Origin of the sequence: Streptomyces sp. SM11 (genome assembly GCF_002910905.1) — a bacterium.
In the GTDB taxonomy this organism is placed as follows: Bacteria; Actinomycetota; Actinomycetes; order Streptomycetales; family Streptomycetaceae; genus Streptomyces.
On the sequence record NZ_NEUE01000196.1, the window covers coordinates 1 to 23,788 of the forward strand.

The 23,788-nt window shown below is 72.1% G+C and carries 19 protein-coding genes and 2 pseudogenes; 11 read left to right on the forward strand and 10 right to left on the reverse strand.

Annotation, left to right across the window (positions count from 1 at the left end; genetic code table 11):
* The 3 genes and pseudogenes from B9S58_RS18465 to B9S58_RS38045 all read left to right on the forward strand — a co-directional run.
* A partial coding sequence (locus B9S58_RS18465; protein ID WP_103532759.1) for an IS110 family transposase occupies positions 1 to 1,014 on the forward strand: 1,014 nt, incomplete at its 5' end.
* 205 nt (positions 1,015 to 1,219) lie between these two features.
* Positions 1,220 to 3,619, forward strand: a pseudogene (locus B9S58_RS18470) (ATP-dependent Clp protease ATP-binding subunit).
* A gap of 3 nt (positions 3,620 to 3,622) precedes the next feature.
* Positions 3,623 to 3,790, forward strand: a complete 168-nt coding sequence (locus B9S58_RS38045) for a hypothetical protein (protein WP_181009363.1) — start codon at positions 3,623 to 3,625, stop codon at positions 3,788 to 3,790.
* Positions 3,791 to 4,196: 406 nt separating this feature from the next.
* Here B9S58_RS38045 and B9S58_RS18480 read toward each other — a convergent pair whose 3' ends face one another.
* Positions 4,197 to 6,509 carry an FdhF/YdeP family oxidoreductase gene (locus B9S58_RS18480; protein WP_103533235.1) on the reverse strand — a complete coding sequence of 771 codons (2,313 nt, stop codon included), beginning with the start codon at positions 6,507 to 6,509 and terminating at the stop codon, positions 4,197 to 4,199.
* A 256-nt stretch (positions 6,510 to 6,765) separates the two neighbouring features.
* On the opposite strand from B9S58_RS18480, the gene B9S58_RS18485 reads away from it, so the two are divergent.
* A complete protein-coding gene (locus tag B9S58_RS18485) occupies positions 6,766 to 7,404 on the forward strand; it encodes a DUF1345 domain-containing protein (protein WP_181009365.1) in 639 nt (212 codons plus the stop codon).
* Positions 7,405 to 7,467: 63 nt separating this feature from the next.
* Here the strand turns inward: B9S58_RS18485 and B9S58_RS18490 are convergent, their stop codons facing one another.
* A complete protein-coding gene (locus tag B9S58_RS18490) occupies positions 7,468 to 8,232 on the reverse strand; it encodes an IclR family transcriptional regulator (RefSeq protein WP_103533236.1) in 765 nt (254 codons plus the stop codon).
* On the opposite strand from B9S58_RS18490, the pseudogene B9S58_RS18495 reads away from it, so the two are divergent.
* A pseudogene (locus B9S58_RS18495) lies at positions 8,231 to 9,227 on the forward strand (helix-turn-helix domain-containing protein). The gene B9S58_RS18490 and the pseudogene B9S58_RS18495 sit on opposite strands and share 2 nt — an antisense overlap.
* 110 nt (positions 9,228 to 9,337) lie before the next feature.
* Here the strand turns inward: B9S58_RS18495 and B9S58_RS18500 are convergent.
* From B9S58_RS18500 to B9S58_RS18510, 3 genes are read right to left on the reverse strand one after another with little or no spacing between them, the layout of a single operon-like run.
* On the reverse strand, positions 9,338 to 10,123 hold the full coding sequence (locus B9S58_RS18500) for a 3-oxoacyl-ACP reductase (RefSeq protein WP_103533237.1): 786 nt from the start codon (positions 10,121 to 10,123) through the stop codon (positions 9,338 to 9,340).
* Between the two features lie 5 nt (positions 10,124 to 10,128).
* Positions 10,129 to 11,511 (reverse strand): aldehyde dehydrogenase, encoded by a 1,383-nt coding sequence (locus tag B9S58_RS18505; protein ID WP_103533238.1) that lies wholly within the window; start codon positions 11,509 to 11,511, stop codon positions 10,129 to 10,131.
* Positions 11,512 to 11,559: 48 nt separating this feature from the next.
* Positions 11,560 to 12,924 (reverse strand): glutamine synthetase family protein, encoded by a 1,365-nt coding sequence (locus tag B9S58_RS18510; protein ID WP_103533239.1) that lies wholly within the window; start codon positions 12,922 to 12,924, stop codon positions 11,560 to 11,562.
* A gap of 148 nt (positions 12,925 to 13,072) precedes the next feature.
* On the opposite strand from B9S58_RS18510, the gene B9S58_RS18515 reads away from it, so the two are divergent.
* The 3 genes from B9S58_RS18515 to B9S58_RS18525 all read left to right on the forward strand — a co-directional run bounded on the left by B9S58_RS18515 (position 13,073) and on the right by B9S58_RS18525 (position 16,223).
* Positions 13,073 to 13,783, forward strand: coding sequence for a FadR/GntR family transcriptional regulator (locus B9S58_RS18515; protein ID WP_103533240.1), 711 nt, complete (start codon positions 13,073 to 13,075; stop codon positions 13,781 to 13,783).
* Between the two features lie 168 nt (positions 13,784 to 13,951).
* Positions 13,952 to 15,421, forward strand: coding sequence for an ethanolamine permease (eat, locus tag B9S58_RS18520; protein WP_103533241.1), 1,470 nt, complete (start codon positions 13,952 to 13,954; stop codon positions 15,419 to 15,421).
* A 58-nt stretch (positions 15,422 to 15,479) separates the two neighbouring features.
* Complete coding sequence (locus B9S58_RS18525) at positions 15,480 to 16,223, forward strand: gamma-glutamyl-gamma-aminobutyrate hydrolase family protein (protein ID WP_103533242.1); 744 nt, start codon at positions 15,480 to 15,482, stop codon at positions 16,221 to 16,223.
* Between the two features lie 36 nt (positions 16,224 to 16,259).
* Here the strand turns inward: B9S58_RS18525 and B9S58_RS18530 are convergent, their stop codons facing one another.
* The 3 genes from B9S58_RS18530 to B9S58_RS18540 all read right to left on the reverse strand — a co-directional run bounded on the left by B9S58_RS18530 (position 16,260) and on the right by B9S58_RS18540 (position 18,368).
* Positions 16,260 to 16,955: a hypothetical protein gene (locus tag B9S58_RS18530; protein WP_258044685.1), complete on the reverse strand. Its 696-nt coding sequence runs from the start codon at positions 16,953 to 16,955 to the stop codon at positions 16,260 to 16,262.
* Between the two features lie 194 nt (positions 16,956 to 17,149).
* The gene (locus B9S58_RS18535; protein WP_030591193.1) at positions 17,150 to 17,731 is read right to left on the reverse strand and encodes a TerD family protein; all 582 of its coding nucleotides are present in this window, start codon (positions 17,729 to 17,731) and stop codon (positions 17,150 to 17,152) included.
* 61 nt (positions 17,732 to 17,792) lie between these two features.
* Positions 17,793 to 18,368, reverse strand: coding sequence for a TerD family protein (locus tag B9S58_RS18540; RefSeq protein WP_103533243.1), 576 nt, complete (start codon positions 18,366 to 18,368; stop codon positions 17,793 to 17,795).
* Positions 18,369 to 18,600: 232 nt separating this feature from the next.
* On the opposite strand from B9S58_RS18540, the gene B9S58_RS18545 reads away from it, so the two are divergent.
* Positions 18,601 to 19,032 carry a BlaI/MecI/CopY family transcriptional regulator gene (locus B9S58_RS18545; RefSeq protein WP_103533244.1) on the forward strand — a complete coding sequence of 144 codons (432 nt, stop codon included), beginning with the start codon at positions 18,601 to 18,603 and terminating at the stop codon, positions 19,030 to 19,032.
* Positions 19,033 to 19,034: 2 nt separating this feature from the next.
* Positions 19,035 to 19,979 (forward strand): M56 family metallopeptidase, encoded by a 945-nt coding sequence (locus B9S58_RS18550; protein WP_103533245.1) that lies wholly within the window; start codon positions 19,035 to 19,037, stop codon positions 19,977 to 19,979.
* 212 nt (positions 19,980 to 20,191) lie between these two features.
* Here the strand turns inward: B9S58_RS18550 and B9S58_RS18555 are convergent, their stop codons facing one another.
* Together B9S58_RS18555 and B9S58_RS18560 are read right to left on the reverse strand one after the other, a co-directional pair.
* On the reverse strand, positions 20,192 to 20,413 hold the full coding sequence (locus B9S58_RS18555) for a twin-arginine translocase TatA/TatE family subunit (protein ID WP_103533246.1): 222 nt from the start codon (positions 20,411 to 20,413) through the stop codon (positions 20,192 to 20,194).
* Positions 20,414 to 20,536: 123 nt separating this feature from the next.
* Complete coding sequence (locus B9S58_RS18560) at positions 20,537 to 21,685, reverse strand: winged helix DNA-binding domain-containing protein (protein WP_103533247.1); 1,149 nt, start codon at positions 21,683 to 21,685, stop codon at positions 20,537 to 20,539.
* A gap of 206 nt (positions 21,686 to 21,891) precedes the next feature.
* On the opposite strand from B9S58_RS18560, the gene B9S58_RS18565 reads away from it, so the two are divergent.
* A complete protein-coding gene (locus tag B9S58_RS18565) occupies positions 21,892 to 23,754 on the forward strand; it encodes a hypothetical protein (protein WP_103533248.1) in 1,863 nt (620 codons plus the stop codon).
* The last annotated feature ends 34 nt before the right edge of the window (positions 23,755 to 23,788 follow it).

Sequence of the window (23,788 nt, forward strand, 5' to 3'; positions counted from 1 at the left end):
CTGCCGCTGACCGTGGCCCGCGCCACCGGCTGCCGGGTCGCCTACCTGCCGGGACTGTCGATGCGCCGGGCCGCCGACCTCTACCCCGGCGAGGCCAAGACCGACGCCCGTGACGCCTTCGTCATCGCCGACACCGCCCGGACCATGCCCCACACCTTGCGCGCGGTGGACCGCGACGACGAGGCGCTGGCCGAGCTGACCATGCTCACCGGCTACGACAACGACCTGGCCGGCGAGGTCAACCGCACCACCAACCGGCTGCGCGGCCTGCTCTCCCAGATCCACCCCACTCTCGAAAGGGTGGTCGGCCCACGCCTGGGCTACCCCTACATCCTGGCCCTCCTTGAACGGCACGGCTCCCCGGCCAGGCTGAAGAAGCTGGGCCGAGGCCGCTGCGAGGTCCTGCTCAAGGCGCACGGCTCGCGCAAGGCCCACCACCTCGCCACCGAGATCTTCGACGCCCTCGCCGAGCAGACCCTTGTCGTTCCCGGCACCGAGGCCAGCGCGCTGATCGTGCCGGGCCTGGCCGCCCAGCTCGCCGCCGCCCACACCCAGCGGCGTCAGGCCGAGCAGGAGATCGCCGCCCTGCTGGAGGCCCTCCCTCTTTTCCACCTCCTGACGTCCATGCCCGGCCTGGGCGTCAGGACCACCGCGGCCGTGATCGTCGCGATCGGTGACGGCACCGCCTTCCCCACCGCCGGACACCTCGCCTCCTGCGCCGGACTCGCCCCCGCCACCAAGTCCTCGGGCACCTCCATCCGCGGCGAGCACGCACCCCACCGCGGCAACCGCCTCCTCAAACGCGCCCTGTTCCAAGCCGCGTTCGCCGCGATCGGCTGCAAGTCCGACCCGTCCTCCCGGACCTACTACGACCGCCAGCGCGCACGCGGCAAGACCCACACCCAGGCCATCCTCCGCCTGGCCCGCCAACGTGTGAACGTCATCCACGCGATGATCCGCACCGGAGCCCTCTACGAACCACGCACCCCCGACGACGTCGACCTCGCCGCCTGAAATCTCCGCCGCCCCTACCCTCCAGGCCCCATCACGCCCGCACACCGGCACGGCCACCCCGGCGCTGCCGGCCACCGGGCTGCCCATCAGGCACCCGATCCGCCGGGAACGTCCCGCTTCGCGGGACGTTCCCGGAAACCAGGATCAACCCCTACAAGCCGACCCCACCAGGGTTGACGAAACAGATAGGGGCACCCCCCCCGCGATGCAGCGCGTTCCGATCGGGCGGCTGCTGACGGAGTCCTCCCACGAGCTGCTGGGCCGGGCCACGAGCAAAGCGGCCGATGACGGCACCGCTGACCTCGACACCGAGCACCTCCTGTGGGCGGCGACCCAGGTCGAGCCCTCGCGCGGACTGCTCTCCCGGGCCGGGGTCGACCCCGACGCCCTCGCGGCATAACTCGACGAGGTGCTGCCCGGGGAGTCCGGCGAGCCGTCCGCCGAACCCGGTCTCACCCCGGCGGCCAAACGCACCCTCACCGCCGCCTACGCCCGCCCGCAGGCGGCCGGGGTGTCGTACATCGGTCCCGAGCACATCCTGGGCGCGCTCATCGACGACGCGGACTCCGGGGCCGCCCGCTTCCTGGGCGCGGACGACCTGGACGTGGGGAAGCTGCGCGGCGCCACCGACCGGGCGGCGGGCGGTGACGGAGGTCCCGGCGGGGGGAAGCAGCAGCAGCCGTCGACGACCCTGGACGAGGTCGGCCGGGACCTGACGGAGGAAGCGAGGGCGGGGAAGCTCGACCCCGTCGTCGGGCGCGCCGACGAGATCGAGCAGACCATCGAGATCCTCTCGCGGCGCTCCAAGAACAACCCCGTCCTCGGCGAGCCCGGCGTCGGCAAGACCGCCATCGTGGAGGGCCTCGCCCAGAGCATCGTCGCGGGCGAGGTGCCCGACACCCTCAAGGACAAGCGGGTCGTCTCGCTGGACCTGTCCGGCATGGTGGCCGGGGCCCAGTACCGGGGTCAGTTCGAGGAACGCCTCAAGAAGGTCATCGAGGACGTCCAGAACGCCGAGGGCGAGATCATCCTCTTCATCGACGAACTCCACACGGTCGTCGGCGCGGGCGCGACCGGCGAGGGCTCGATGGACGCGGGCAACATGCTCAAGCCCGCCCTCGCCCGCGGCGAGCTCCATGTGGTGGGCGCGACGACGATCGACGAGTACCGCAAGCACATCGAGAAGGACGCCGCTCTGGAGCGCCGCTTCCAGCCCGTCCTCGTCCCGGAGCCGACCGTCGAGGAGACCGTACAGATCCTCGAAGGCCTGCGGGACGCCTACGAGGCCCACCACCAGGTCCGCTTCGCGGACGGGGCCCTGACGGCGGCGGCCGAGCTGTCCGACCGCTACATCAGCGACCGCTTCCTCCCCGACAAGGCCATCGACCTGATGGACCAGGCCGGTGCCCGCGTACGGCTGCGCAGCGCGAACCGCTCCACCGAGGTCGTCAGCCGGGAGGACCGCCTCGCGAAGCTGCGGCGCGAGAAGGACGAGGCCGTCGCCGGCGAGGAGTTCGAGAAGGCCTCCGGGCTGAAAAGGCAGATCACCGAGGTGGAGGGCGAACTCGCCGGGATCGAGGAGCGCCGCGAGGGAGTCGTCTCGGTCACGGCATCCGACATCGCCGACATCGTTTCCCGCCGCACCGGCATCCCCGTCTCCCAGCTCACCGCCGACGAGAAGGAGAAGCTCCTCAAGCTGGAGGAGGAGATGCACGCCAGGATCGTCGGCCAGGACCAGGCGGTCACCGCGGTCTCCGAAGCCGTACGCCGTAACCGCGCGGGCATGGGCGACCCGAACCGGCCCGTCGGCTCGTTCCTCTTCCTCGGGCCCACCGGCGTCGGCAAGACCGAGCTGGCCAAGACGCTGGCCGAGCTGCTGTTCGGCGACGACGACCGCATGATCCGCTTCGACATGAGCGAGTTCCAGGAGAAGCACACGGTCGCCCGGCTCGTCGGAGCGCCTCCCGGATACGTCGGCTACGACGAGGCGGGCCAGCTCACCGAGAAGGTGCGGCGCAACCCCTACAGCGTCGTGCTCTTCGACGAGGTCGAGAAGGCGCACCCCGACGTCTTCAACACCCTGCTCCAGATCCTCGACGACGGCCGGCTCGCGGACGGGCAGGGCCGCACCGTCGACTTCCGCCACTGCGTCGTCATCATGACGTCCAACATCGGCGCCCACCGCATCCTCGCCCACCAGGGCGACGCGGCCGAGCTCAAGGACGAGCTGATGGAGGACCTGCGGGGGCGTTTCCTGCCCGAGTTTCTCAATCGCATCGACGACATCATCGTCTTCCACAGCCTCACCGAGGACGACCTGTCCGAGATCGTCGAGCACCTGCTGGACCGCAGCAAGCACCGGGTCCACGCCCAGGGCATGACGCTGGATGTCACCGAGGCGGCGAAGAAACTCCTGGTCGCCCACGGCTACCAGCCGGAGTTCGGCGCCCGCCCGCTGCGCCGCACGATCCAGACGGAACTGGACAACCGCATCGCCTCCCTGCTCCTGGGCGGCGAGGCCGACCCGGGGGACACGATCGTCGCCGACGTGGTCGACGACTCCCTGCACTGCACGATCAACGCCACCCCCGACGGCAAGGAGTGACCGATGTCGCATCACCACCACAAGTCGAACGAAGAGGTCGAGGGCGACCCCGGCACCGGCCACAGCCGCGGAATGCCCCGCCGCCCGGACGAGAAGCAACTCGACGAGCGCCTGGAGGAGGACCGCGAGGAAGTGGGCCTTCCCTCGGACCAGGACAGGAAGGCCGACTGACGGCTGCGGCCGTGATCGACTGAGACGCCCCTCCCGGGGGGCGTCCCAGTCCTCGGGCAGCCGCTCCAGGGCGGCGGCCACATCGGTATGGCCCGCGATCTCCCGCAGCGCGCGGGCCATCACCGATCCCGGCTCCCGGGCGACGGCCGCACCCCGGCCTCCGCGAACAGCTCGTCCAGCACCCGGCGCCCCCGCATCGCCCCAGGAGGAACGGGGCGGTCAGCAGGGCGACGGTCCCGGACGCGGTCGGGACCGAACCGATCCGCATACGGCCACTGAGGCCGGTGCGAGATCGACCCCACCGGACTCGCCGCCGCGGAACGGCGGGCCCACCTCCACCTCCTCCTAGAGCGATTCGCCCGGCAGCGGTGACCCGGGACGGGCGCGCGGTCGGGTCCGCGAGCGCTCAGGCGGCCGGGACCACCGTGACCTTGACGTGTTTCATGATCGGCTGGTCGCTCTGGGCGCTGTAGTCGCCCAGCGCGCACAGCACGTTCATCTCCGGCATGTAGCCGGCCGCACAGCCGCGCGGGATGTCGTACGGGATCGCCGTGTAGCCGGTCAGGAACCGTCGGCTGCCGTCCTTCGCCATGCTCGTGATGTCGACGTGGCCCATGTCGGCGATCCCGCGCTCGCGCATGTCGGCCCGGTTCATGAAGACCAGCGTGCGCAGGTTCTTGATGCCGCGGTAGCGGTCGTTGTCGGAGTAGATGGTGGTGTTCCACTGGTCGTGCGACCGCATGGTGCCGAGCGCCAGGGTGCCGGGCTCGGGCACGACGTCGGGCAGGGCGGCCGCGGAGAACTCCGCGCGCCCGGACGGCGTCAGGAAGACCAGTTCGCGGGCGGGCTGCTTGATACGGAAGCCGAGGGGCAGACGGACCCGGCGGTTGAAGTCCTCGAAGCCGTCCAGCGCCTCGGCCATCGTGTCCCGGATCCGGTCGTAGTCCTCGATGTACCAGTCCCAGGGAGTCTCGCTGCCCGGCAGGGCGGCGCGCGCCATCCCGGCGACGATGGCTGGCTCGGACAGCAGGTGCGGGGACGCGGGGCGTTTCATCCCGACGGACATGTGGACCATGCTCATCGAGTCCTCGACGGACGTGCTCTGGACACCGCCCCGCTGATGGTCCTTCTCGGTGCGCCCGAGGCACGGCAGGATGAGGGCCGCGCGGCCGTGGACGACATGACTGCGGTTCAGCTTGGTGCTCACCTGGACGGTGAGGTCGCAGGAGCGCAGCGCCGCGTAGGTGGCCGGGGTGTCGGGCGCGGCGAGCGCGAAGTTGCCGCCCATCCCGACGAACACCGTCACCTCGCCGTCCCGCATCGCCTGGATCGTACGGACGGTGTCCAGGCCGTGTGCGCGGGGCGGGTCGATCTTGCAGGTCTCGGCGAGCCGGTCCAGGAACGCGTCGGTGGGGCGGTGGTCGATGCCGCAGGTGCGGTTGCCCTGGACGTTGCTGTGCCCGCGCACGGGGGAGGGGCCCGCGCCCTCGCGGCCGATACTGCCGCGCAGCAGCAGGAGGTTGACGATCTCGCGGACGGTGTCGACGCCGTGCTCGTGCTGGGTGTGGCCCAGGCACCAGCTGACGATGGAGCGGTCGGCCTCCCCGTACACCTGTGCCGCCTTGAGGATGTCGGCGCGGCCCAGCCCGGACTGGTGCTCCAGCTCCTCCCAGGGCGTGGCTTCGCACAGCGCCCGGTACTCCTCGAAGCCGGTGGTGTGGCGGTCGATGAACGCGATGTCCAGGGCCTTGGGGTCGCTCGCCGACTTCTCCAGGATCGCCTTGGCCATGCCGCGCAGCAGCGCCATGTCGCCGCCGATGCGCGGCTGAAGGTTCAGCGTGCTGGTCCGGGTGGCCTTGAACAGCGCCATGTCGGTGAAGTCGTGCGGAACGATGGTGCGGGTGGCCGCCGCCTCGACCAGCGGGTTGACGTGCACGATCTGCGCGCCGCGACGGTCGGCCTCGGCGAGGGCGGTGAGCATCCGCGGCGCGTTCGACGCGGCGTTGACGCCCAGGATGAACAGGGCGTCCGCGGACTCCCAGTCCTTGAGGTCGACCGTCCCCTTGCCGGTGCCGAGGGAGGCCTGAAGGGCCCGCCCGCTGGCCTCGTGGCACATGTTGGAGCAGTCCGGAAGATTGTTCGTGTCCAGTTCGCGGGCCATCAACTGGTAGAGGAAGGTGGCCTCGTTGCCGAGCCGGCCGGAGGTGTAGAACGCCGCCCGGTTCGGGTTGTCGAGCCCCCGCAGGGTGGCACCGACCGCCTCGAACGCGTCCTTCCAGCTGATCGGGACGTAGTGGTCGGAGCCGGGGTCGTACGCCATCGGCTCGGTCAGCCGGCCCTGGTTCTCCAGGTCGTAGTCGGTCCATCCGGACAGCTCGGTCACCGAGTGAGCGGCGAAGAACTCGCGGCCCACGCGCTTGCGGGTCATCTCCCAGGTGACGTGCTTGATGCCGTTCTCGCAGATGTCCAGGTGCAGGCCCTTGGTGTCGTCCGGCCACGCGCATCCGGGGCAGTCGAACCCGCCGTTCTCGTGGTTCATCCGCATGATGGCCCGTGGACCGTCCACGAGCGCGCGTTCCTCCACCAGGAAGCGGGTCACGCTCTTCGCCGCTCCCCAGCCCGCGGCGGGATGGTGGTAGGGCCGGAACTGCGGATCGGCCTCGGGCACGGGACCGACCCGGGGTTCCAGGGGCTCCTGCGCTTCGTTGTCGGTGCTCACGGCACTTCCACCCTTTCACCTGCGGGTACGGCGGATTCGGCGGACCGTACGGTCTTATGGGTGACAGCAGGGCGGAACGGGTCCTTCCGTGCAGGCTATGTCCAGTGATTCCCGCCTGCCACTCGGCTCCGGGGGTCGTTCCGAACTGCGTTCCGGACCGGGCGCGCATACGCTGGCACGGCCCGGCGCACCCCGTGGGGCGACCCTGCGGAGTGAGGCCTCCGGCTCCTCCTCGGGCAGCACACGTGAGGCCCCCCTGAACAGTCGGTTCCTGCTTCCCGCCGTTCCCCGGCTCGCCTGCTCCGCGGTGGCCGGAGCTGCCGCCGGCGCGCTGGTCGGCCTCCTGCTCGCCAACGCGCCGCTGGGCATCCTCGTCGGCATCGCCGCCGCTGAGACCCTCTTCGTCGTCGCGGGATGGCTCGTCCTGTGGCCGATGGACGCCGCCGCCACCCACGACAACGCCCGCCGCGAGGAGTTCCGGCCCGTCGCCGAGGAACTCGTCGTCGTCGCGGCAGCCCTGTCCGGTCTTGTCGGCATCGTGGTGCTGCTCCTGATCGGTGACTCCGACCTGGGCCACACAGCGGCCGCCCTGGCTCTCTGCGGCGTCTTCATGTCCTGGGCGGCACTCCATCTGATGTACGCCGCACGCTACGCGTACATCTACTACGAGCCGCCCGGCGGCGGGATCGACTTCAACGCGAAGGACCCGCCGCGCTACATCGACTTCCTGTACTTCAGCTACAACCTGGGCATGACGTACCAGGTGTCCGACACCAACGTCTCCACCTCCAGGATCCGCGCGGTCGCCCTCCGGCACTGCCTGCTGTCGTACGTATTCGGCGCGAGCATCCTGGCCACCACGATCAACCTGGTCGCCAGCATCGTCACCGGCTGAGGAGTCATCTCCCCAGGCCCCGAAGGCCCCCGGCCCGCAGCCCCAAGACCCGACCTCTGAGGTTCAGCACTCCGGAAGGGTCAGCCGCCGTGTGACGCGCAGCGCCGACTCCAGCAACTGCGCCCTGACCTCGGTGGTCCGGTACATCCGGTCCGACCGGAACGAGATGCCGATCGAACCGACCTGGTCACCGCTGTACACGGGCACCGCCGCGCACGTCGTGCCCCGCGCGTACTCCCCCCGGTCCAGCGAGAGGGGGCCCTCGGGGGCGGAGTCGAGCTGCCGCAGCAGCTCCTCCCGGCGTGTGATGGTGCGGGAGGTGAGGCTGTCCATGGAGTGCCGGGAGAGGTAGCCGGCGCGCGCCTCCTCGTCCAGCTCGCGGAGCACGCTCTTGCCGAGCGCGGTGGCGTGTCCGGCGTCCTGGAAGCTCACCCAGAGGTCCACCCGCGGGGCCCGCGGGCTGTCGACGATCTCCAGGGCCCGGATCTCGCCCTCCTCGTACAGCGTCAGGTAGACGGCGGCGGACAGACTGTCGCGCAGCGAGGACAGCAGGGGGTGGATGTGCTCCTGGAGCGCCTGGTCGTCGACGGCGGACAGCCGCAACCGGTGGTCCGGCTCGCGGAGCGTGAACGCGCCGTCGTCCAGCTCGTGCAGATATCCGTCCCGGGCGAGCTCGTGCAGCAGCCGCCGGGCGGTGACGTCCGGCAGTCCGGCCTCCCAGGCCAGCTGCCGCACGGAAGCCCCGCCCGGGTGTGCGCCGACGGCCTCCAGCAACCGGAGGTCCTGCCGGACGGACACCGTCGGCTCGGGGCCGGCCTGGTCACCCATGGCACAAGCATGGACCCGGCGCCGGGGTGCGGCAAGGCCGCTCCACCGGGCAGGCGGGAAGCATCCGGCCCCCGCGTGGCAGGAGGTCCCCCGGGCGAAGCTCGATCGCTTCGAGGCGATCGCCCGGGCCGGGGCCCCGGAGCTCGCTCAGACGATCCTGTACCAGATTCGCCAGGAATACCCTTGTCTGCACCTGATCGAGGGCGAGTCCGGGGAGCCGATGGCCCTGGTCGGGATCCGCCGCGCCATCGAAGACTTCGTCCACAACCTCACCGTCGGCGCCCACCCACGGGTGCCGCCGGAGATGTTCCAGGAGTTCGGGCGGGGCGAGGGACTGGAGGGCCGCAGCCTCGACGCGCTCCAGGCCGTCTATCGCCTCGGGCCGGAGACCATCGCCGTGGGCGTGCTGATGCGCCCGGCCCGCGAGACCGTGGCCCCCGCGGTGGGGCATGGCATCCTGCTGGAATTGAGAGCGAGCAGCCGCGCATCGTCATCCCGGACCCGGACGCGGCGGGCCGCGCGGACATCCTGAGGCGGGCCACGGCCGACTGGACCGGGGCGATCGGCCCAGCGGTCCTGCTGGCGGCGGCGACCTTCCTGCGCTGGGCCGAGATCGCGGTCCAGCTGATCAAGAAGAACCCGCTGCCGCCGGGCGAGGTGCTGTACTGCACCGAGCGGACGGAGGAACTGCTGCTGCTCCCCGGTCAGGAGCTGATCGACGCCGCCGCCCGCCGCTGCCTCGCCCCGCTGGACGGTCTCAGCCAGACCCAGTCGAAGCGCCGGCCGAGACGCTGCTCGCCTCGATCGAGACCCCCGGCGGCGCCCCGGAGGTGGCCGCCCGCCTGGGCATCCACCCCCAGACGGCCCGCTACCGGCTGCGGCAGATCCGCGAGCTGTGGGGCGACACCATCGACGAACCGGACCAGCGCTTCGAGATGCTCCTGGTGCTCCGCGCCCAACGCGTCAGGGGCGATCCGGCCCCGGCCACGTGCTGAACGGCGACCGGTGGCCGGACGTCCGGCCACCGGTCGCCGCCAGGAAACCGTCGGAATCAGGCAGGGATCAGGCAGGGATCAGATCGGGGCCGGACCGGAGCCGGACCGGATCAGACCGGGGTGACATACGCCCCCGCGATCCCGCCGTCGACCAGGAAGTCCGTGGCGTTCACGAACGAGGAGTCGTCGCTCGCCAGGAACGCGACCGCGGCGGCGATCTCGGTGGGCTCGGCGAACCGGCCGACCGGGATGTGCACCAGCCGCCGGGCGGCCCGCTCCGGGTCCTTGGCGAACAGTTCCTGGAGCAGCGGGGTGTTGACCGGCCCGGGGCACAGGGCGTTGACCCGGATGCCGTCGCGCGCGAACTGCACCCCCAGCTCGCGCGACATCGCCAGCACCCCGCCCTTGGAGGCGGTGTACGAGATCTGCGAGGTGGCCGCGCCCATCCGGGCCACGAACGAGGCCGTGTTGATGATGGAGCCCTTGCCCTGGGTGCGCATGTAGGGAATGGCCGACTTGCAGCAGAGGTACACGGAGGTCAGGTTGACCTCCTGCACCCGCCGCCAGGCCTCCAGGCCGGTGTCGAGGATGGAGTCGTCGTCGGGCGGCGAGATCCCCGCGTTGTTGAACGCGATGTCGACCGAGCCGTAGGTGTCGAACGCGGCCTTGAAGAGGGCGTCCACCTGCTCGGCGTCGGTGACGTCGGTACGGACGAAGAGCCCGCCGGCCTCGTCGGCGGCGGCCTTGCCGCGCTCCTCGTCCACATCGGCGCAGACGACGTGCGCGCCCTCGGCGGCCAGCCGCCGGGCGGTGGCCAGGCCGATGCCGCTGCCGGCTCCGGTGACGACGGCGGTGCGGCCGACCAGGCGGCGGCAGACGGAAGAAGTGTCGGTCATGGTGCTCAGGCCTCCGTGCTGATGAAGACGTTCTTGGTCTCGGTGAAGGCGGCCAGGGCGTCCGGGCCGAGCTCGCGGCCCAGGCCCGACTGCTTGTAGCCGCCGAAAGGAGTCGAATAGCGGACGCTGGAGTGCGAGTTGACGGAGAGGTTGCCCGCCCGCAGCCCCTGGCCGACGCGCAGCGCGCGGCCGACGTCCCGGGTCCATACCGAGCCGGCGAGTCCGTAGTCGGTGGCGTTGGCGAGGCGCAGCGAGTCCTGTTCGTCCTCGAACGGCAGGACCACCGCGACCGGCCCGAAGACCTCCTCCACGGCCACCGGCGCATCGGGCGAGACCCCCGTGAGGACGGTCGGCGGATACCAGAACCCGGGGCCCTCGGGGGCCGTGCCGAGGATGGTCCGGGCGCCGTCGGCTCCCCGGCCTCCGTCGACGAGACCCCGGACCCGGTCCCGCTGGGCGGCCGAGATCAGCGGCCCCATCTGGGTCTTCCCGTCGGCCGGGTCGCCCACCACGACGGCGGACACGGCCGGGACGAGAAGCTCCAGGAAGCGGTCGTACACGGACCGCTCGACCAGGATGCGGGTGCGGGCGCAGCAGTCCTGACCGGCGTTGTCCAGGAAGGACATCGGGGCGGCCGCCGCCGCGGCCTCCACATCGGCGTCGGCGAAGACGATGTTGGGGCTCTTGCCGCCCAGCTCCAGGGTGAGCCGCTTCACGTGCTCCGCGCAGCGGGTCATGATGTGCTTGCCGGTCCGCGTGGAGCCGGTGAACACGATCTTCGCGACGCCCGGGTGCTCGACCAGGGCGCTCCCGGCCACCGGCCCCTCGCCGGGCAGCACCTGGAACAGCCCGTCGGGAAGACCTGCCTCCAGGGCGAGTTCGGCCAGCCGGAGGGCGGTGAGCGGGGTCGTCTCGGCGGGCTTGAGGAGGACGGCGTTGCCCGCCGCGAGGGCCGGTGCGAGACCCCAGGCGGCGATCGGCATGGGGAAGTTCCACGGGGCGATGACGCTGACGACGCCCAGCGGCTCCAGGACCGTGAAGTCGATGCCGCCCGCCACCGGGATCTGCCGGCCCAGGAGCCGTTCGGCCCCGCCCGCGCTGTAGTCGAGGAGATCGCGTACGTTGCCCGCCTCCCACCGGGCGTTGCCGATGGTGTGGCCGGCCTCGCGGACCTCCAACTCCGCCAGTTCCTCGATGTGTTCGTCGACGACGACGGCGAAGCGGCGCAGCAGGCGGGCCCGGTCGGCGGGCGCGGCGGCCGCCCAGCGTCGCTGGGCCGCGGAGGCGCGGGTGACGGCGGCGTCCACATCGGCGGCGGAGGCCGCCGGCACGGTGGCGACGACCTCGGCGGTCGCCGGGTTCAGGACGTCCAGGGTGGGTTGTGACACGTACGGACCCCGATCACGGAAGCTGGTGGTGGAGAGGTGTGCTGGCTGTCAGAGGCGTTCGAAGGAGCGGCGCAGCTCCCAGTCGGTCACCGCGGAGTCGTACGCGGACAGTTCGACCCGGGCCATGTTCAGGTAGTGCGCGACGACCTCCTCGCCGAACGCCTCCTTGGCGATGGGGCTGGCCTCCCACAGCTCGGCCGCCTCGCGCAGCGTCGTCGGCACCTGGTCGTAGTCGCCGGTGTACGCGTTGCCCGTACAGGCCTCGGGCAGCGGCAGCCGGTGCTCGACCCCGTACAGTCCGGCGGCGACGAGACCGGCGACGGCCAGGTGCGGGTTGACGTCCCCGCCGGGCAGCCGGTTCTCGAAGCGCATCGAGCGACCGTGGCCGACGACCCGCAGGGCGCAGGTGCGGTTGTCGACGCCCCAGGCGACGGCGGTGGGGGCGAAGGAGCCGGGCTGGAAGCGTTTGTAGGAGTTGATGTTGGGGGCGTAGAGGAGGGAGAAGTCCCGCAGGGCGACGAGCTGACCGGCCAGGAAGTGCCGCATCAGTTCGGACATGCCGTCCGGGCCCTCGCCGGCCATCAGGTTCTCGCCGTCCTCGTCGGTCAGCGAGAGATGGATGTGGCAGGAGTTTCCCTCGCGCTCGTCGTACTTGGCCATGAAGGTCAGCGAGACACCCTCCTGGGCCGCGATCTCCTTGGCGCCCGTCTTGTAGAAGGCGTGCTGGTCGCAGGTGGTGAGCGCCTCGTCATAGCGGAAGACGATCTCGTGCTGGCCGGGATTGCACTCGCCCTTGGCGGACTCGACGGTCAGCCCGGCCTCCTGCATCTCGTTGCGGATCCGGCGCAGCAGCGGCTCGATGCGTCCGGTGCCGAGGATCGAGTAGTCGATGTTGTACTGGTTGGCCGGGTTCAGCCCGCGGTAGTCGCGGTCCCAGGCCTCCTCGTAACTGTCCCGGAAGACGATGAACTCCAGCTCCGTGCCCACCTGGGCGGTGCAGCCGAGTTCCGCCAGCCGGTCGAGCTGGCGACGCAGGATCTGACGCGGGGCGGCCACCACCGGACTGCCGTCGTGCCAGGCGAGATCCGCGACCAGCAGGGCGGTCCCCTCGTGCCAGGGGACGGGGCGCAGGGTGGCCGGATCGGGCACCATGCCGAAGTCGCCGTAGCCGTTCTCCCACGAGGACATCGCGTAGCCGTCGACGGTCCGCATCTCGGTGTCCACGGCCAGGAGGTAGTTGCAGCCCTCGGTCCCGTGCTCCAGCACCTCGTCGAGGAAGAACCCGGCCGCGAACCGCTTCCCCTGAAGCCGGCCCTGCATGTCCGGGAAGGCCAGCACCACGGTGTCTATCGACCCGTCCGCGACACGTGAGCGGAGCTCGTCGATGCCGAGCGGGGGTGTGCGGTCTGCCACGGGATGCCTCCTTGGGTGAACCGGGAGGCATAAGGTATGACAGAGAACCATTGCTTGGGAAGGGGATCCGTCAGTGGTCACGAGGAGAAGAGTCGACGACACCCGTCCGGCGGTAGGGGCGGCCGGTGCGGCGGGGGAGGAGCATGACATGCCGACCGGCCGGCCGGCCTCCGTGCTGCGACCGGTCCGCGCGGGCAACGGCTTCGAGGAGGCGCTGGAACAGCTCCTCCAGCTCCTGCGCCTGGGTCTGGTCCCACCGGGTGAACGGCTCCCGTCCGAGCGCGAGTTGTCCCAGCACCTGAGGATCAGCAGGGTGACCCTGCGCGAGGTCCTCAAGGTCCTCCAGGACCAGAGCATGGTCGAGAGCCGTCGCGGCCGCTACGGAGGAACGTTCGTCCTGCCGCGCACCGCCGCTCCCGGCGGCGACGAGCTGCGCCGCCGCATCGCCGCCGTCGACGTGGAGGACACCCTGCGCTTCCGCGAGGTGCTGGAGGCAGGGGCGGCGGGCCTGTGCGCCGAGGGGCTCCCGGCGGACGGCGAGACGCGGCTGCGGGCCGCGCTCGACGCGACGCGGGGCGCCCGGCTGGAGGACTACCGCCGCCAGGACACCCTGCTCCACCTCACGCTCGCCGAACTCTCCGGCTCCCGTACGCTCGCCGCCCAGTACGCCGCGGTCCGGGCCACCCTCAACGAACTGCTCGACTGCATCCCGCTGCTGGTGCGCAATCTGGAGCACTCCCAGCAGCAGCACGCGGCCGTCGTCGAGGCGGTGCTGGACCGGGACGCGGACGCGGCGCGCGAGATGATGCGCGAGCACTGCGGTGGCACGGCGGCGCTGCTGCGCGGCTTCCTCGCCTGAGCCCGGCGCCGTCGAGGGGTGACCGGTGCGGAGCCGAATCCGTAACCACTCTTCAACGCACGGCCCTTGCCATGCGCGCCCACGTTCCACAAAGGTGTGCCGACGAACCTTTGATCGATACGTTCGCAGAGTTTCATCGACGCATGTCGACAGACATCGGGAGCGCTCATGGCTCAGGGAACCGAAACACCCGCCGGACCGCCCGGGGGCGCAGGCCCGGGGACGTCCGGCACGGACGCGTATCTGCACCGCCGGACCCTACGCCGGGGCAGCGCCGGCTGGCTCCTGCTGACCGGGCTCGGCGTCGCCTACGTCGTCTCCGGCGACTTCTCCGGCTGGAACATCGGCCTGTCCAAGGGCGGATTCGGCGGACTCGCCGCGGCCATGGTCCTGATGGGCGTCATGTACGCGTGTCTGGTCTTCGCGCTGGCCGAACTCTCGGCCATCCTGCCCACGGCGGGCGGCGGCTACGGCTTCGCCCGGCGGGCGCTCGGCACCTGGGGCGGCTTCCTGACTGGGACGGCCATCCTCATCGAGTACATCCTCGCCCCCGCCGCCATCTCCCTCTTCATCGGCGACTACGTCGAATCGCTCGGCCTGTTCGGCCTCACCTCCGGCTGGCCCGTCTACCTCGCCTGCTTCGCGGTCTTCATCGGCATCCACCTCTGGGGAGTCGGCGAGGCACTCCGCTTCAGCCTGGTGGTGACCGCCATCGCGGTGGCCGCGCTGCTGATCTTCGCCGTCGGCGCGTTCACCGAGTTCGACGCGGGCCGCCTCAACGACATCCCGGCGGACACCACCGCCTTCGGCTCCAACTCATGGCTGCCGTACGGACTTCTCGGCATCTGGGCGGCGTTCCCGTTCGGCATGTGGTTCTTCCTCGGGGTGGAGGGCGTGCCGCTCGCCGCCGAAGAGGCCAAGGACCCCGTCCGCTCGATGCCGAAGGCCCTGGCCATCTCGCTCGCCGTGCTGGTCTTCCTGGCCCTCATCACCTTCGTCTCCGCCACCGGCGCCCAGGGTGCCAACGCCATCAAGGAGGCCGGGAACCCACTCGTGGTGGCCCTGCAGGGCACCGGCGAGCCGACCGCCCTGAGCCGGTTCGTGAACTACGCGGGCCTCGCCGGACTGGTGGCGTCCTTCTTCTCCCTGATCTTCGCCGGGTCCCGTCAGCTGTTCGCCCTCTCCCGGGCCGGCTACCTGCCGCGCTTCCTGTCGCTGACCAACCGCCGCAAGTCCCCCTACCTCGGCCTGCTGATCCCGGGCGTCATCGGGTTCACACTCGCCGCCTGGAGCGGCGACGGTGGCCGGATGCTGAACGTCGCCGTCTTCGGCGCCACGATCAGCTACGCCCTCATGGCGCTCTCCCACATGGTGCTGCGCCGCCGCGAACCCGAGCTGCCGCGCCCCTACCGCACTCCCGGTGGCGCGCTCACCTCGTCCGTGGCGTTCGTTCTGGCATGCTCGGCCCTGGTGGCGACCTTCCTGGTGGACCGCGACGCGGCGTTCATCGCGCTCGGTGTGTACGCGGTGGCGCTGGCCTACTTCGCCTTCTACAGCCGCCACCGGCTGGTCGCGGGAGCCCCCGAGGAGGAGTTCGCCGCACTGGCGGCGGCCGAGGCCGAACTCGCCCGCAGCTGAGTCCGCCGTCGCCCGCCGGCGACCACCGCGATCACCCCGACCCGAAGGAGCACGTTCCATGGCCCGGCCCGTCATCGGCATCAGCACCTACCAGGACCCGGCCCGCTGGGGGGTGTGGGAGATGCCCGCGGTGCTGCTGCCCGCCGGTTATCCCCGCCTCGTCCGGGCGGCGGGCGGACTCGCCGTGCTGCTGCCGCCCGACGACGCGCAGGACGCGGCCCGGGACACCGTCGCCGCCCTGGACGGGCTGGTGATCGCCGGGGGAGCGGACGTCGAACCGGCGCGGTACGGGGCGGTCGCCGACCCCCGTACGGGGCCTCCGGCCCGGGAACGCGACGCCTGGGAGCTGGCGCTGATCCGGGCTGCGATCGCCCGGCAGGTCCCCCTGCTCGGCATCTGCCGGGGTATGCAGCTGCTGAACGTCGTCCTCGGCGGCACCCTGCACCAGCACCTGGACGACCACACCGGCGGCCCCGGCGTCTTCGGTAGTCACCCGGTGACCCCCGTGCCCGGTACCGCGTACGCGGACGCCGTGCCGGAGACCGCCGTGGTCCCCGCCTATCACCACCAGGCGGTCGACCGCCTCGGCGCCGGCCTGGTGGCCTCCGCCCACGCGCCCGACGGGACCGTGGAGGCCCTGGAACTCCCCGGGCACGGGAGCCTGGTGCTCGGCGTGCAGTGGCACCCGGAGATGGGCGAGGACACCCGCGTCATGGCCGCCCTGGTCCGGGCCGCCGCGGGACGGGCGGGCTTGCCCGACGCTCCGCCCGCCGCCGAAGCGCCGGCACGAGCCCTGAGCTGACCTGAGCCGACCTGGGTGGAGCGGGGCGACGGGGTCTCAGCGGCGGGCGCCGGGGAGGCTCGCCCCCGCGGCGCCGCTGGGACCCTCGAAGCCCGGACCGGAGAAGTCGGGTCCCGCGTACGCCGGCGAGCTGAAGCGGGAGCCGTCGCCGTCGCCCGGACCCGGCGGTGACACCGCCGCCCCGGCGAGCTGCTGGAGGAGCAGCGGCCGGATCCCCCGGTCGCGCAGCGCCGCGAGCCAGGCCTCACGGCCGTCTTCGAGAGCCGGGGACCGGTCGGGCACGGACGCCGTGCCGCCCGCCGACTGCTTCGCCGCCGTGCGGTAGAGGGCGACGACGCCGACCAGGCCCGTGACGGCCGCGACCACCAGACTGAACCGGCCGACACCGACGAGGGTGCCCGCCAGGGCCGGCAGGGCCTCGGCGAGCCGCAGCCCGTACCCGAGGAGCAGGAACGTCGCCGCGGCCACGGCGGCGAGCACCGGTGTCAGCACTCCGAGGACCGCCAGCACTCCGGCGCCAGGCCGCTCCTGATCGCCCGGTCCGGAGAGCGGCGACATCCCGGAGTCCCGTCGCCCGCCGCGCGTCTGCCGCCTCAGGGCCTCGTACCGTCGGTATTCGGCCTCGGCGGCCGTGGTCGTGCGAGCGACGGCCGCCAGGCCCCGCACACGCAGCCGGTCGCCCGGGACTCCCGAGCGTTCGAGCAGGTGTCGGATCTCCGGGGAGGCGATCACCTCGTCGAGTGCGCTCGCGTAGTCGGGTCTGTCCTCGTCCGTGAGCCGGGAAGGTCCGCCCGTGCCGTCCCCCGGTCGATGCAGGTGTCTCGATGCCGGTGTGCCGGCACTGGTGTGGTGGGGTGTTCCGTCCGCCGGAGCGCGGAGGTGCGGGTGACGCGTGCGCACCCCCGCCGGTCTCCGGTGAGATGTTCCTAGAGGTGCTGCACGACCGCGGGCATGAGGTCCTGGAAGGTCCGCCCGTCCGCCGCCGCGCCGATCGCGGTCATCTGCCAGCCCGAGCCGGTCCGCTGGACCTTGGCCATGATCTGGGCGGTGTGCCGCCCGCCACCGGTCAGGGTGTACCGGGCCAGCTCCTGGCCGTTGCTCTCGTCGACCAGACGGCAGAAGGCGGCCTCGACCTCCTCGAAGGTCTGGCCGGTGAACGAGTTCACCGTGAAGACGATCTGGTCCACATGGACGGGCACGCGCCGCAGGTCGACGACGATGGACTCGTCGTCGCCGCCCTGGCCCGCCCCGCCGACCCGGTTGTCCCCCGTGTGCTGGACCGAACCGTCGTCGCTGGTCAGGTGCTGGAAGAAGACCACGTCCTGCGGGTCCGGGCCCGCGAAGAGCACCGCCGAGGCGTCCAGGTCGATCTCGCGGGCGGTCAGCCGCGCCAGAAATCCCTTACGGGGAGCGGACTTCCAGCCCAGACCCATCCGTACGACGCCGAGCTCGCCGCCGCCGGACTTGGTGAGGCTGACCTGCTGGCCCTTGGTGAGGTTGATCGTCATTGTTCCGCCTTAGGTGTCTGTCGTGACCTGGTCAGGAGCGTGCGGTCCGGAGCCCGGCGGCTCAGAGAGTGACGCCGAAATCGGCGACGATGCCGCTCAGACCGGATGCGTAACCCTGCCCGACCGCACGGAACTTCCACTCGGCGCCGTGCCGGTACAGCTCGCCGAAGACCATCGCCGTCTCGGTGGAGGCGTCCTCGCTCAGGTCGTAGCGGGCGATCTCCGCGCCGCCCGCCTGGTTCACCACGCGGATGTACGCGTTGCGCACCTGGCCGAAGCTCTGGCCCCGGACCTCCGCCTCGTGGATCGAGACCGGGAACACGATCTTCGCGACGGTCGCGGGCACCGAGGCGAGGTCGACCTTGACGATCTCGTCGTCGCCCTCGCCCTCACCGGTGAGGTTGTCGCCGGTGTGCTCGACCGAACCGTCGGGGCTCTTCAGGTTGTTGTAGAAGATGAAGTGCTCGTTGGACTGCACCTTGCCCGCCTCGTCGCAGAGCAGCGCGGTCGCGTCCAGGTCGTAGTCGGTGCCGGTGGTGGTACGGACGTCCCAGCCGAGACCCACGAGGATCGCGGTCAGCCCGGGAGCCTCCTTGCTCAGCGAGACGTTTCCGCCCTTGGCGAGGCTGACGCCCATGATGTTCTCCCTTGTGCGGTGACGGGTGTTCACGTGGTGGCGGCCACGCCACGGGTGACGGCGCGGGCACTCTGCGGCAATGACTAAAATCTACAGCACTGTAGATCTTCGGGGCCGGGAGGCGAGCGGCCCGGCCCTGCCCCGGCACCGCCGCCGGCTGGATACGATTTCCCGATGCCCGGCAGGCGAAGTGCCACGCCCGGGCGGCCGAACGGAGAAAGGGGGTCGGGCCGTGGATGCCGAAGGAGCCGGTGGTGAACGGGAAACGCCTGTCCGCAGGCGTGGCCAGGGGGAGTTGGAGGCCCAGGTGCTGTCGGTGCTGGGCGGGGCGAGCGGGCCGGTGACCGCCGCCTGGGTGCTGGAACGGCTCGGCGCGGGCCTGTCGTACAGCACCGTCATCACGATCCTGACGCGTCTGCACGCCAAGCAGGCTGTCACGCGCACCGGACGGGGGCGCCCCGTCCTGTGGGAGCCGGTGGCGAACGAGGCGGGGCTCGCCGCCCTGCGGATGCGCCGGCTCCTCGACAGGCAGAGTGACCGCGACGCGGTGCTCTCCAGCTTCGTCTCCGTCCTCTCTTCGCACGACGAGGACCTGCTGCGGGCCCTGCTCGCCGAGAGCGGTCCCGACGGCACCGGAGCGCCCTCGGGCCGGCCGGAGCGCTGACGATGGGCGTCTTCGTCTACCTGCCCCTCGTCCTGCCGCTGACCGCGTTGCCGATCGCGCGCCTGGCCGAACAGCACCTGCACCCCCGCAGGGCCGCCCGGCTGCTGACCACCGTCGCTGTGATCCTCGCCTCCTGCAGCCTGGTGTGCCTCGGACTGCTGGTGGTCGTGGGCACGGCCCAGCTGCCCGGCAACCCGCTGCCCGACGGCTGGTCCGACGACGAGGTCCGCGACGCCGTGCCGCACGACGCGTTCGCGGGCAAGGCGTCCATCCTGGCGCTCGTCGCCGTCACGGCGGCCTGCGGGTTCACCCTCCACCGCCACTACCGCTTCCGCGCACGGGCCCACCGGGCGCTCACGGGCCTGCCGGGCGGCGACGACGTCGCCGTGCTGCCCGACCAGGTCCCGTACGCCTACGCGCTCCCCGGTTCCCCGGGGCGGGTGATGGTCTCCACGGCCCTGCTCGCCTCCCTCGAACCGGCCGAGCGCCGGGCCCTGTTCGCGCACGAGCGGGCCCATCTGGCGGGCCGCCACCACCGATTGCTGCTCGCGACGCGGCTGGCCGGCTGCGTCAACCCCCTGCTGTGGCCGCTGCTCGGAGCCCTGGTCTACGGCACGGAGCGCTGGGCGGACGAGGAGGCGGCCCAGGTCACCGGCGACCGTCGGCTGACCGCACGCGCGGTCGGCAAGGCGGCGCTCGTCTCCCGCCCGGTCCCCAGCGGCACGGTCTTCGCCGCCTTCGCAGCCTTCGCCGCAGCGGGGCCGGTGCCGCGCCGGGTGGCAGCGCTCCTGGGCCCGGTGCCGCCGGACCGGGGCTGGCCCCCCGCCCTCACTCCGGCCGGCGCCGCCGCGCTCGTCGCCGCTGCCGGGACGACCGTCTCCGCGCTTTCCGCGCTGAATGCGGCCGTCGGGCTGTTCTTCGTCCTGAAGGCGGCGACGCCGCTGTAGCCCGCCGCCACGGTGCTGGGCGCCCCTGGGCGAGCCACTCGGACCGGGCCCCGGGAGCCGCACCGAACGCGTCGCGTCCACACCATTCCACGGCCGCGGAATCCAGCCGGAGCGCCGGGCTGCCGCATCCGCCGACGCCCCCGAGCACACCCAGCAGGGCCGGTCGCCGCACCGTCGTCTGCCGGGCGACGACGGCAGTGTGACGACGGGCCCTAGGCGTCCCGCTCGGTCGCCTCCCCGCGGATCACCCGCGGGGACGACGGCTGCCCGCCCGCCCCCGTCGCCCGGTCGTCCTCTTCCTTGGACGCCCGCTTCTCGCTCTTGAGGATGCGCGCCGCCTTACCGGCCGACCGCATGAGTTCGGGCAGCCTCTTCACGGCCAGCACCGCCACGATCACCAGGAGGAGGAGAGTGAGTTCGCCGATCCCGAACATGGTTGCTGCTTTCTCTGGAGTGGACTGGAGGACTGGGCCGCCGGATCACTGACAGCCCGGCAGAGCTGAATCTACAGGCCTGTAGAGCATCCGTTCGGGGGTTCCCGGATCAGGCTTCCCGGCTCAGCCCCCGGGCAACAGCCGCACGGTGGCGTCCGGGAGACGGCTCCACCAGTGGCCGTAGCGCCGGTAGACCTCCGGTTCACGGTCGGCGAGGAACCTCACCAGCGACCGGGCCTCGGCGGCGAGCCCCTCCCAGACCTCGTCGGGCAGGGGGTGGAACGCGGTCGCCTCCACGCCCCCGGCGACCGGCCGCCACACCCCGGCGACGTACCCGTCGACCAGCAGCGTCGGCAGGACGTCGCCGTTCGCACGGATCACGATTCTGCGGTATGCCTCCGGGAGGACCCGGCCGCGATCCGCGTACGCCAACAGGACGCTGTCCCACATCGCCATCAGCCGGGGCGGCGCCGGCTCCGCCCCGTCCGGACGCGGGGCGCCCGGCAGGTCGTACAGCTCCTCGCCCTCCGGACCCGTCAGCCGCTCCAGTCGCCCGGCGTGTTCCGCCAGAGCCGCCCGCGCCCTGGCCCGCGTGACCATCGCGAACTGCGCCACGTCCGCGACGGAGGCGGGCCCGAACCCTTCGAGGTAGCGCACGACCAGTGTCCGCAGGGCTGCGGCCGACGCCTTCGGATCAGGGGCCGTCCGCAGGGGGCCGGTCCGGGGCGCGATGTACGAGGGCCGGTGACCGAACGACCACGGCGGGGCGGTGGGCGCGTGGAGCAGCGGTGTGTACTGCCGCAGACCCCACCACGCGCCGGGCCCCGGCGACTCGCCCAGCCGTTCGCCCAGCCACGCCTCGCACTCGGCGGTGGTCCGGGGCCGGTCCGCGAACTCCAGCAGCCGGGGGACCAGCGCGTCGGCGTCCTCGGCCGTCAGGCCGGAGGCGGTGAAGCGGGTGCTCAGCCGGGACGCGCGGACCACCGGATGCATGGCCTCCCGGAACGCCGGGTGGTCGTCGGCGTGCACGGCGTGGAGAGTGAGCCGCATCAGCGTCGCCTTGACGACGGCGTGCTCCGTGAACGCCGCGTCGAGACCGGCCGGGTCGAACCCCGCGAGCCGGTTCCACAGCGCGACATACGGCGAGGCAGGCTGCTGGGCCTGGAGTGCGACCACGCGCCGCACCCCCTCGGCGGCGTCCAGCGGCTCGCGCCGCAGCAGCAACTGCCGCGCGAGCGTTGAGCGGTTGAGTCCCCGCGCGGTGATCCTCATATCGTCATCGGTCCGTTCCTCCGTCCACCGGTCACCTGTCGTCGAAACCGTACGCCGCCCGGTTCGACGCCCGGCCAACCGCCTCCCGGGTACCACCCGCCGGGCCGGTCCGCTCGCCCGGCGGCGATACTGACGGCCCGGTCAGCGGTTCCACCCACCAGATCACCGAGCATCCGCGGCAGCACGGTCGAGAGGAAGAGTCACACGTGAGTTCCACGAGGGAGCGGGAGGGGACGGCGATCGCCTTCCCGGCCACCGCCGGAGCGCTCGCCCGCTACCGAAGACGGGCGGGCGTGTGGTGCGTGGTCGGGGGCGCGGTACTCGCGGCCGGGGCGGCGCTGATCGTCCTCGCGGAGAGTGCCGTCGGCTGGACCGACTGGCTCCGCGCGGTCATGACGCCCCTGTTCGGCACGGGCCTCGGCGCACTCTGCGTCGGCCTGGGCCTCGCCTTCAACGCCCGTCGCATGCGGCGACGGCTGTCCGACGGCCCCTGGACGCCCTGCGCCGCGCGGTCGAAGGACCCGGGGCGGTCCGGCGCGCCGCGTGTGGTGCTCCGCGACCCCCGCACCGGTGACCTGGTGTGTCTGGGCGCTGTCGTCTCGCAGTTCACCGTCCATCTCACCGAGACGGGGTGGGACGGCATCCTGTGGTGGTGCGGCGACCCGGTACGCGGCGGTGTCGTGTCCCGGCCCGGCGGGGAAGGCCTGTTCTGGGCCCGTCCGGTGACCGGGTTCAGGCGCCGCCGACTCGTGGCGTGGGCGCGGGAGACGGGCATCGGCGGCCGCGCCGACCCCGTACCGCTCCTCGAACCGGAGGCACCGGGGGCAACACCGAAGGAACCGGCCGGGTCGTGCCCGGCAGCGCCCGCGCCCCTGCCGGCGGTTCCGCGGCGGCGTCCGTTCTGGCGCTGGGTCCTGCTCGTGGGCTGTGCGGTCCTCGGGCTGGGCATCGCCGCGTCCGAGGCGGCCATGGACGATCCGAAGGCGGAGCTCACCGTGGTCAGCGAAGCGGCCGACGGGGACTGCACCGTGCGCTGGGCCGACCCCTGGAGCGGCGAGCGACGGGAGGGCCCGTTCCGTTGCGACCCCGACCGCGCCCCTGTCCTGAAGAACCAGGAACTCGGCTGGGTGGTGTCCTACGGCCCGTGGAAGGGAGACCTGTACAACGCCGAGTGGGACGGCACCCCGGCCAACGACGTGAACGATCTGATGTTCCTGGCGGGCGTGCTGCTGACCCTGGTCTCGCTGACCGGAGGCGCCGTCCGGGTCGTACGCCGGAAGCGGGACCGCCGCTCCCTCGCCCACCGCCCGGCCCACGCCGCGCCGGTGGCGCCTGCCCCTCGTGTGTCGCTGGTGAAGGGCGCCCCGGGGGAGCAGCCCCCCGACCTCTCCTACGCGGTGGTGGCCGAGGCTGCCGAGCGCCGGGCCCCGGAGCCCCTGGAGCCGCTGCCGCCCCTCCCACCCGGCAGCAGGGAAAGGCCCTGGTGGCGGAGCCGCTCGCTGCTGGCGCTCTCGGGGGTGCTGGGGGCGCTGTACTGCCTGGCCCTGATGCTGGCCGCGATCGCCCTGATGTGGTGGATGGACGGTCCGGTTCCGCTGTTGGCGAGCGCCCTCGCGGCCTTCAACACCGTACGGCTGGGCTACCTCGCCGTACGCCACGGGATACCGAACGCCCGCACGCTGGCCCGTGCCGGTCGCCGTCCGGAACCGGTGCGGAAGCGGTATGCGCTGCTGCGCGGCCACGTCGAGGGCGCGGCGGTGCTGATCTTCTTCCCGCTGGACGGTGGCCCTGGGGCGTTGGCGGAGAGCTCGCTGGAGATCATTCCGCCGGGCTCGTCACGAAAGCCGTGGCGCGGCCTGCCCGCCCCGACCGGCGTCGTGGAGCTGTACGGGGACATCGACGGGGCGCCCGCGCCGGACGACGTGGCGCGGGCGATACCGGACGACGACGAGAGGCCCATCGTCGTGCCGTGGATCGATGGGCGTCCGCTCTGGCCGTTGCACGGATACGACGCCGTGCGACCCGAGGACGTACGGGACCGGGACTACTTTGCCCGGCTCCTCTCCTGAGGCACCCGGGCACCCGGGCCGACGCTTCGACGCC

Excerpts from the sequence above, each read along its gene's own strand:
- B9S58_RS38045 (WP_181009363.1), top strand. The coding sequence starts at position 3,623 with ATGTCGCATCACCACCACAAGTCGAACGAAGAGGTCGAGGGCGACCCC.
- eat (WP_103533241.1), top strand. The coding sequence starts at position 13,952 with ATGGCTCAGGGAACCGAAACACCCGCCGGACCGCCCGGGGGCGCAGGC.
- B9S58_RS18560 (WP_103533247.1), bottom strand. The coding sequence starts at position 21,685 with ATGAGGATCACCGCGCGGGGACTCAACCGCTCAACGCTCGCGCGGCAG.
- B9S58_RS18490 (WP_103533236.1), bottom strand. The coding sequence starts at position 8,232 with ATGGGTGACCAGGCCGGCCCCGAGCCGACGGTGTCCGTCCGGCAGGAC.
- B9S58_RS18555 (WP_103533246.1), bottom strand. The coding sequence starts at position 20,413 with ATGTTCGGGATCGGCGAACTCACTCTCCTCCTCCTGGTGATCGTGGCG.
- B9S58_RS18525 (WP_103533242.1), top strand. The coding sequence starts at position 15,480 with ATGGCCCGGCCCGTCATCGGCATCAGCACCTACCAGGACCCGGCCCGC.
- B9S58_RS18500 (WP_103533237.1), bottom strand. The coding sequence starts at position 10,123 with ATGACCGACACTTCTTCCGTCTGCCGCCGCCTGGTCGGCCGCACCGCC.
- B9S58_RS18550 (WP_103533245.1), top strand. The coding sequence starts at position 19,035 with ATGGGCGTCTTCGTCTACCTGCCCCTCGTCCTGCCGCTGACCGCGTTG.
- B9S58_RS18540 (WP_103533243.1), bottom strand. The coding sequence starts at position 18,368 with ATGGGCGTCAGCCTCGCCAAGGGCGGAAACGTCTCGCTGAGCAAGGAG.
- B9S58_RS18535 (WP_030591193.1), bottom strand. The coding sequence starts at position 17,731 with ATGACGATCAACCTCACCAAGGGCCAGCAGGTCAGCCTCACCAAGTCC.
- B9S58_RS18515 (WP_103533240.1), top strand. The coding sequence starts at position 13,073 with ATGCCGACCGGCCGGCCGGCCTCCGTGCTGCGACCGGTCCGCGCGGGC.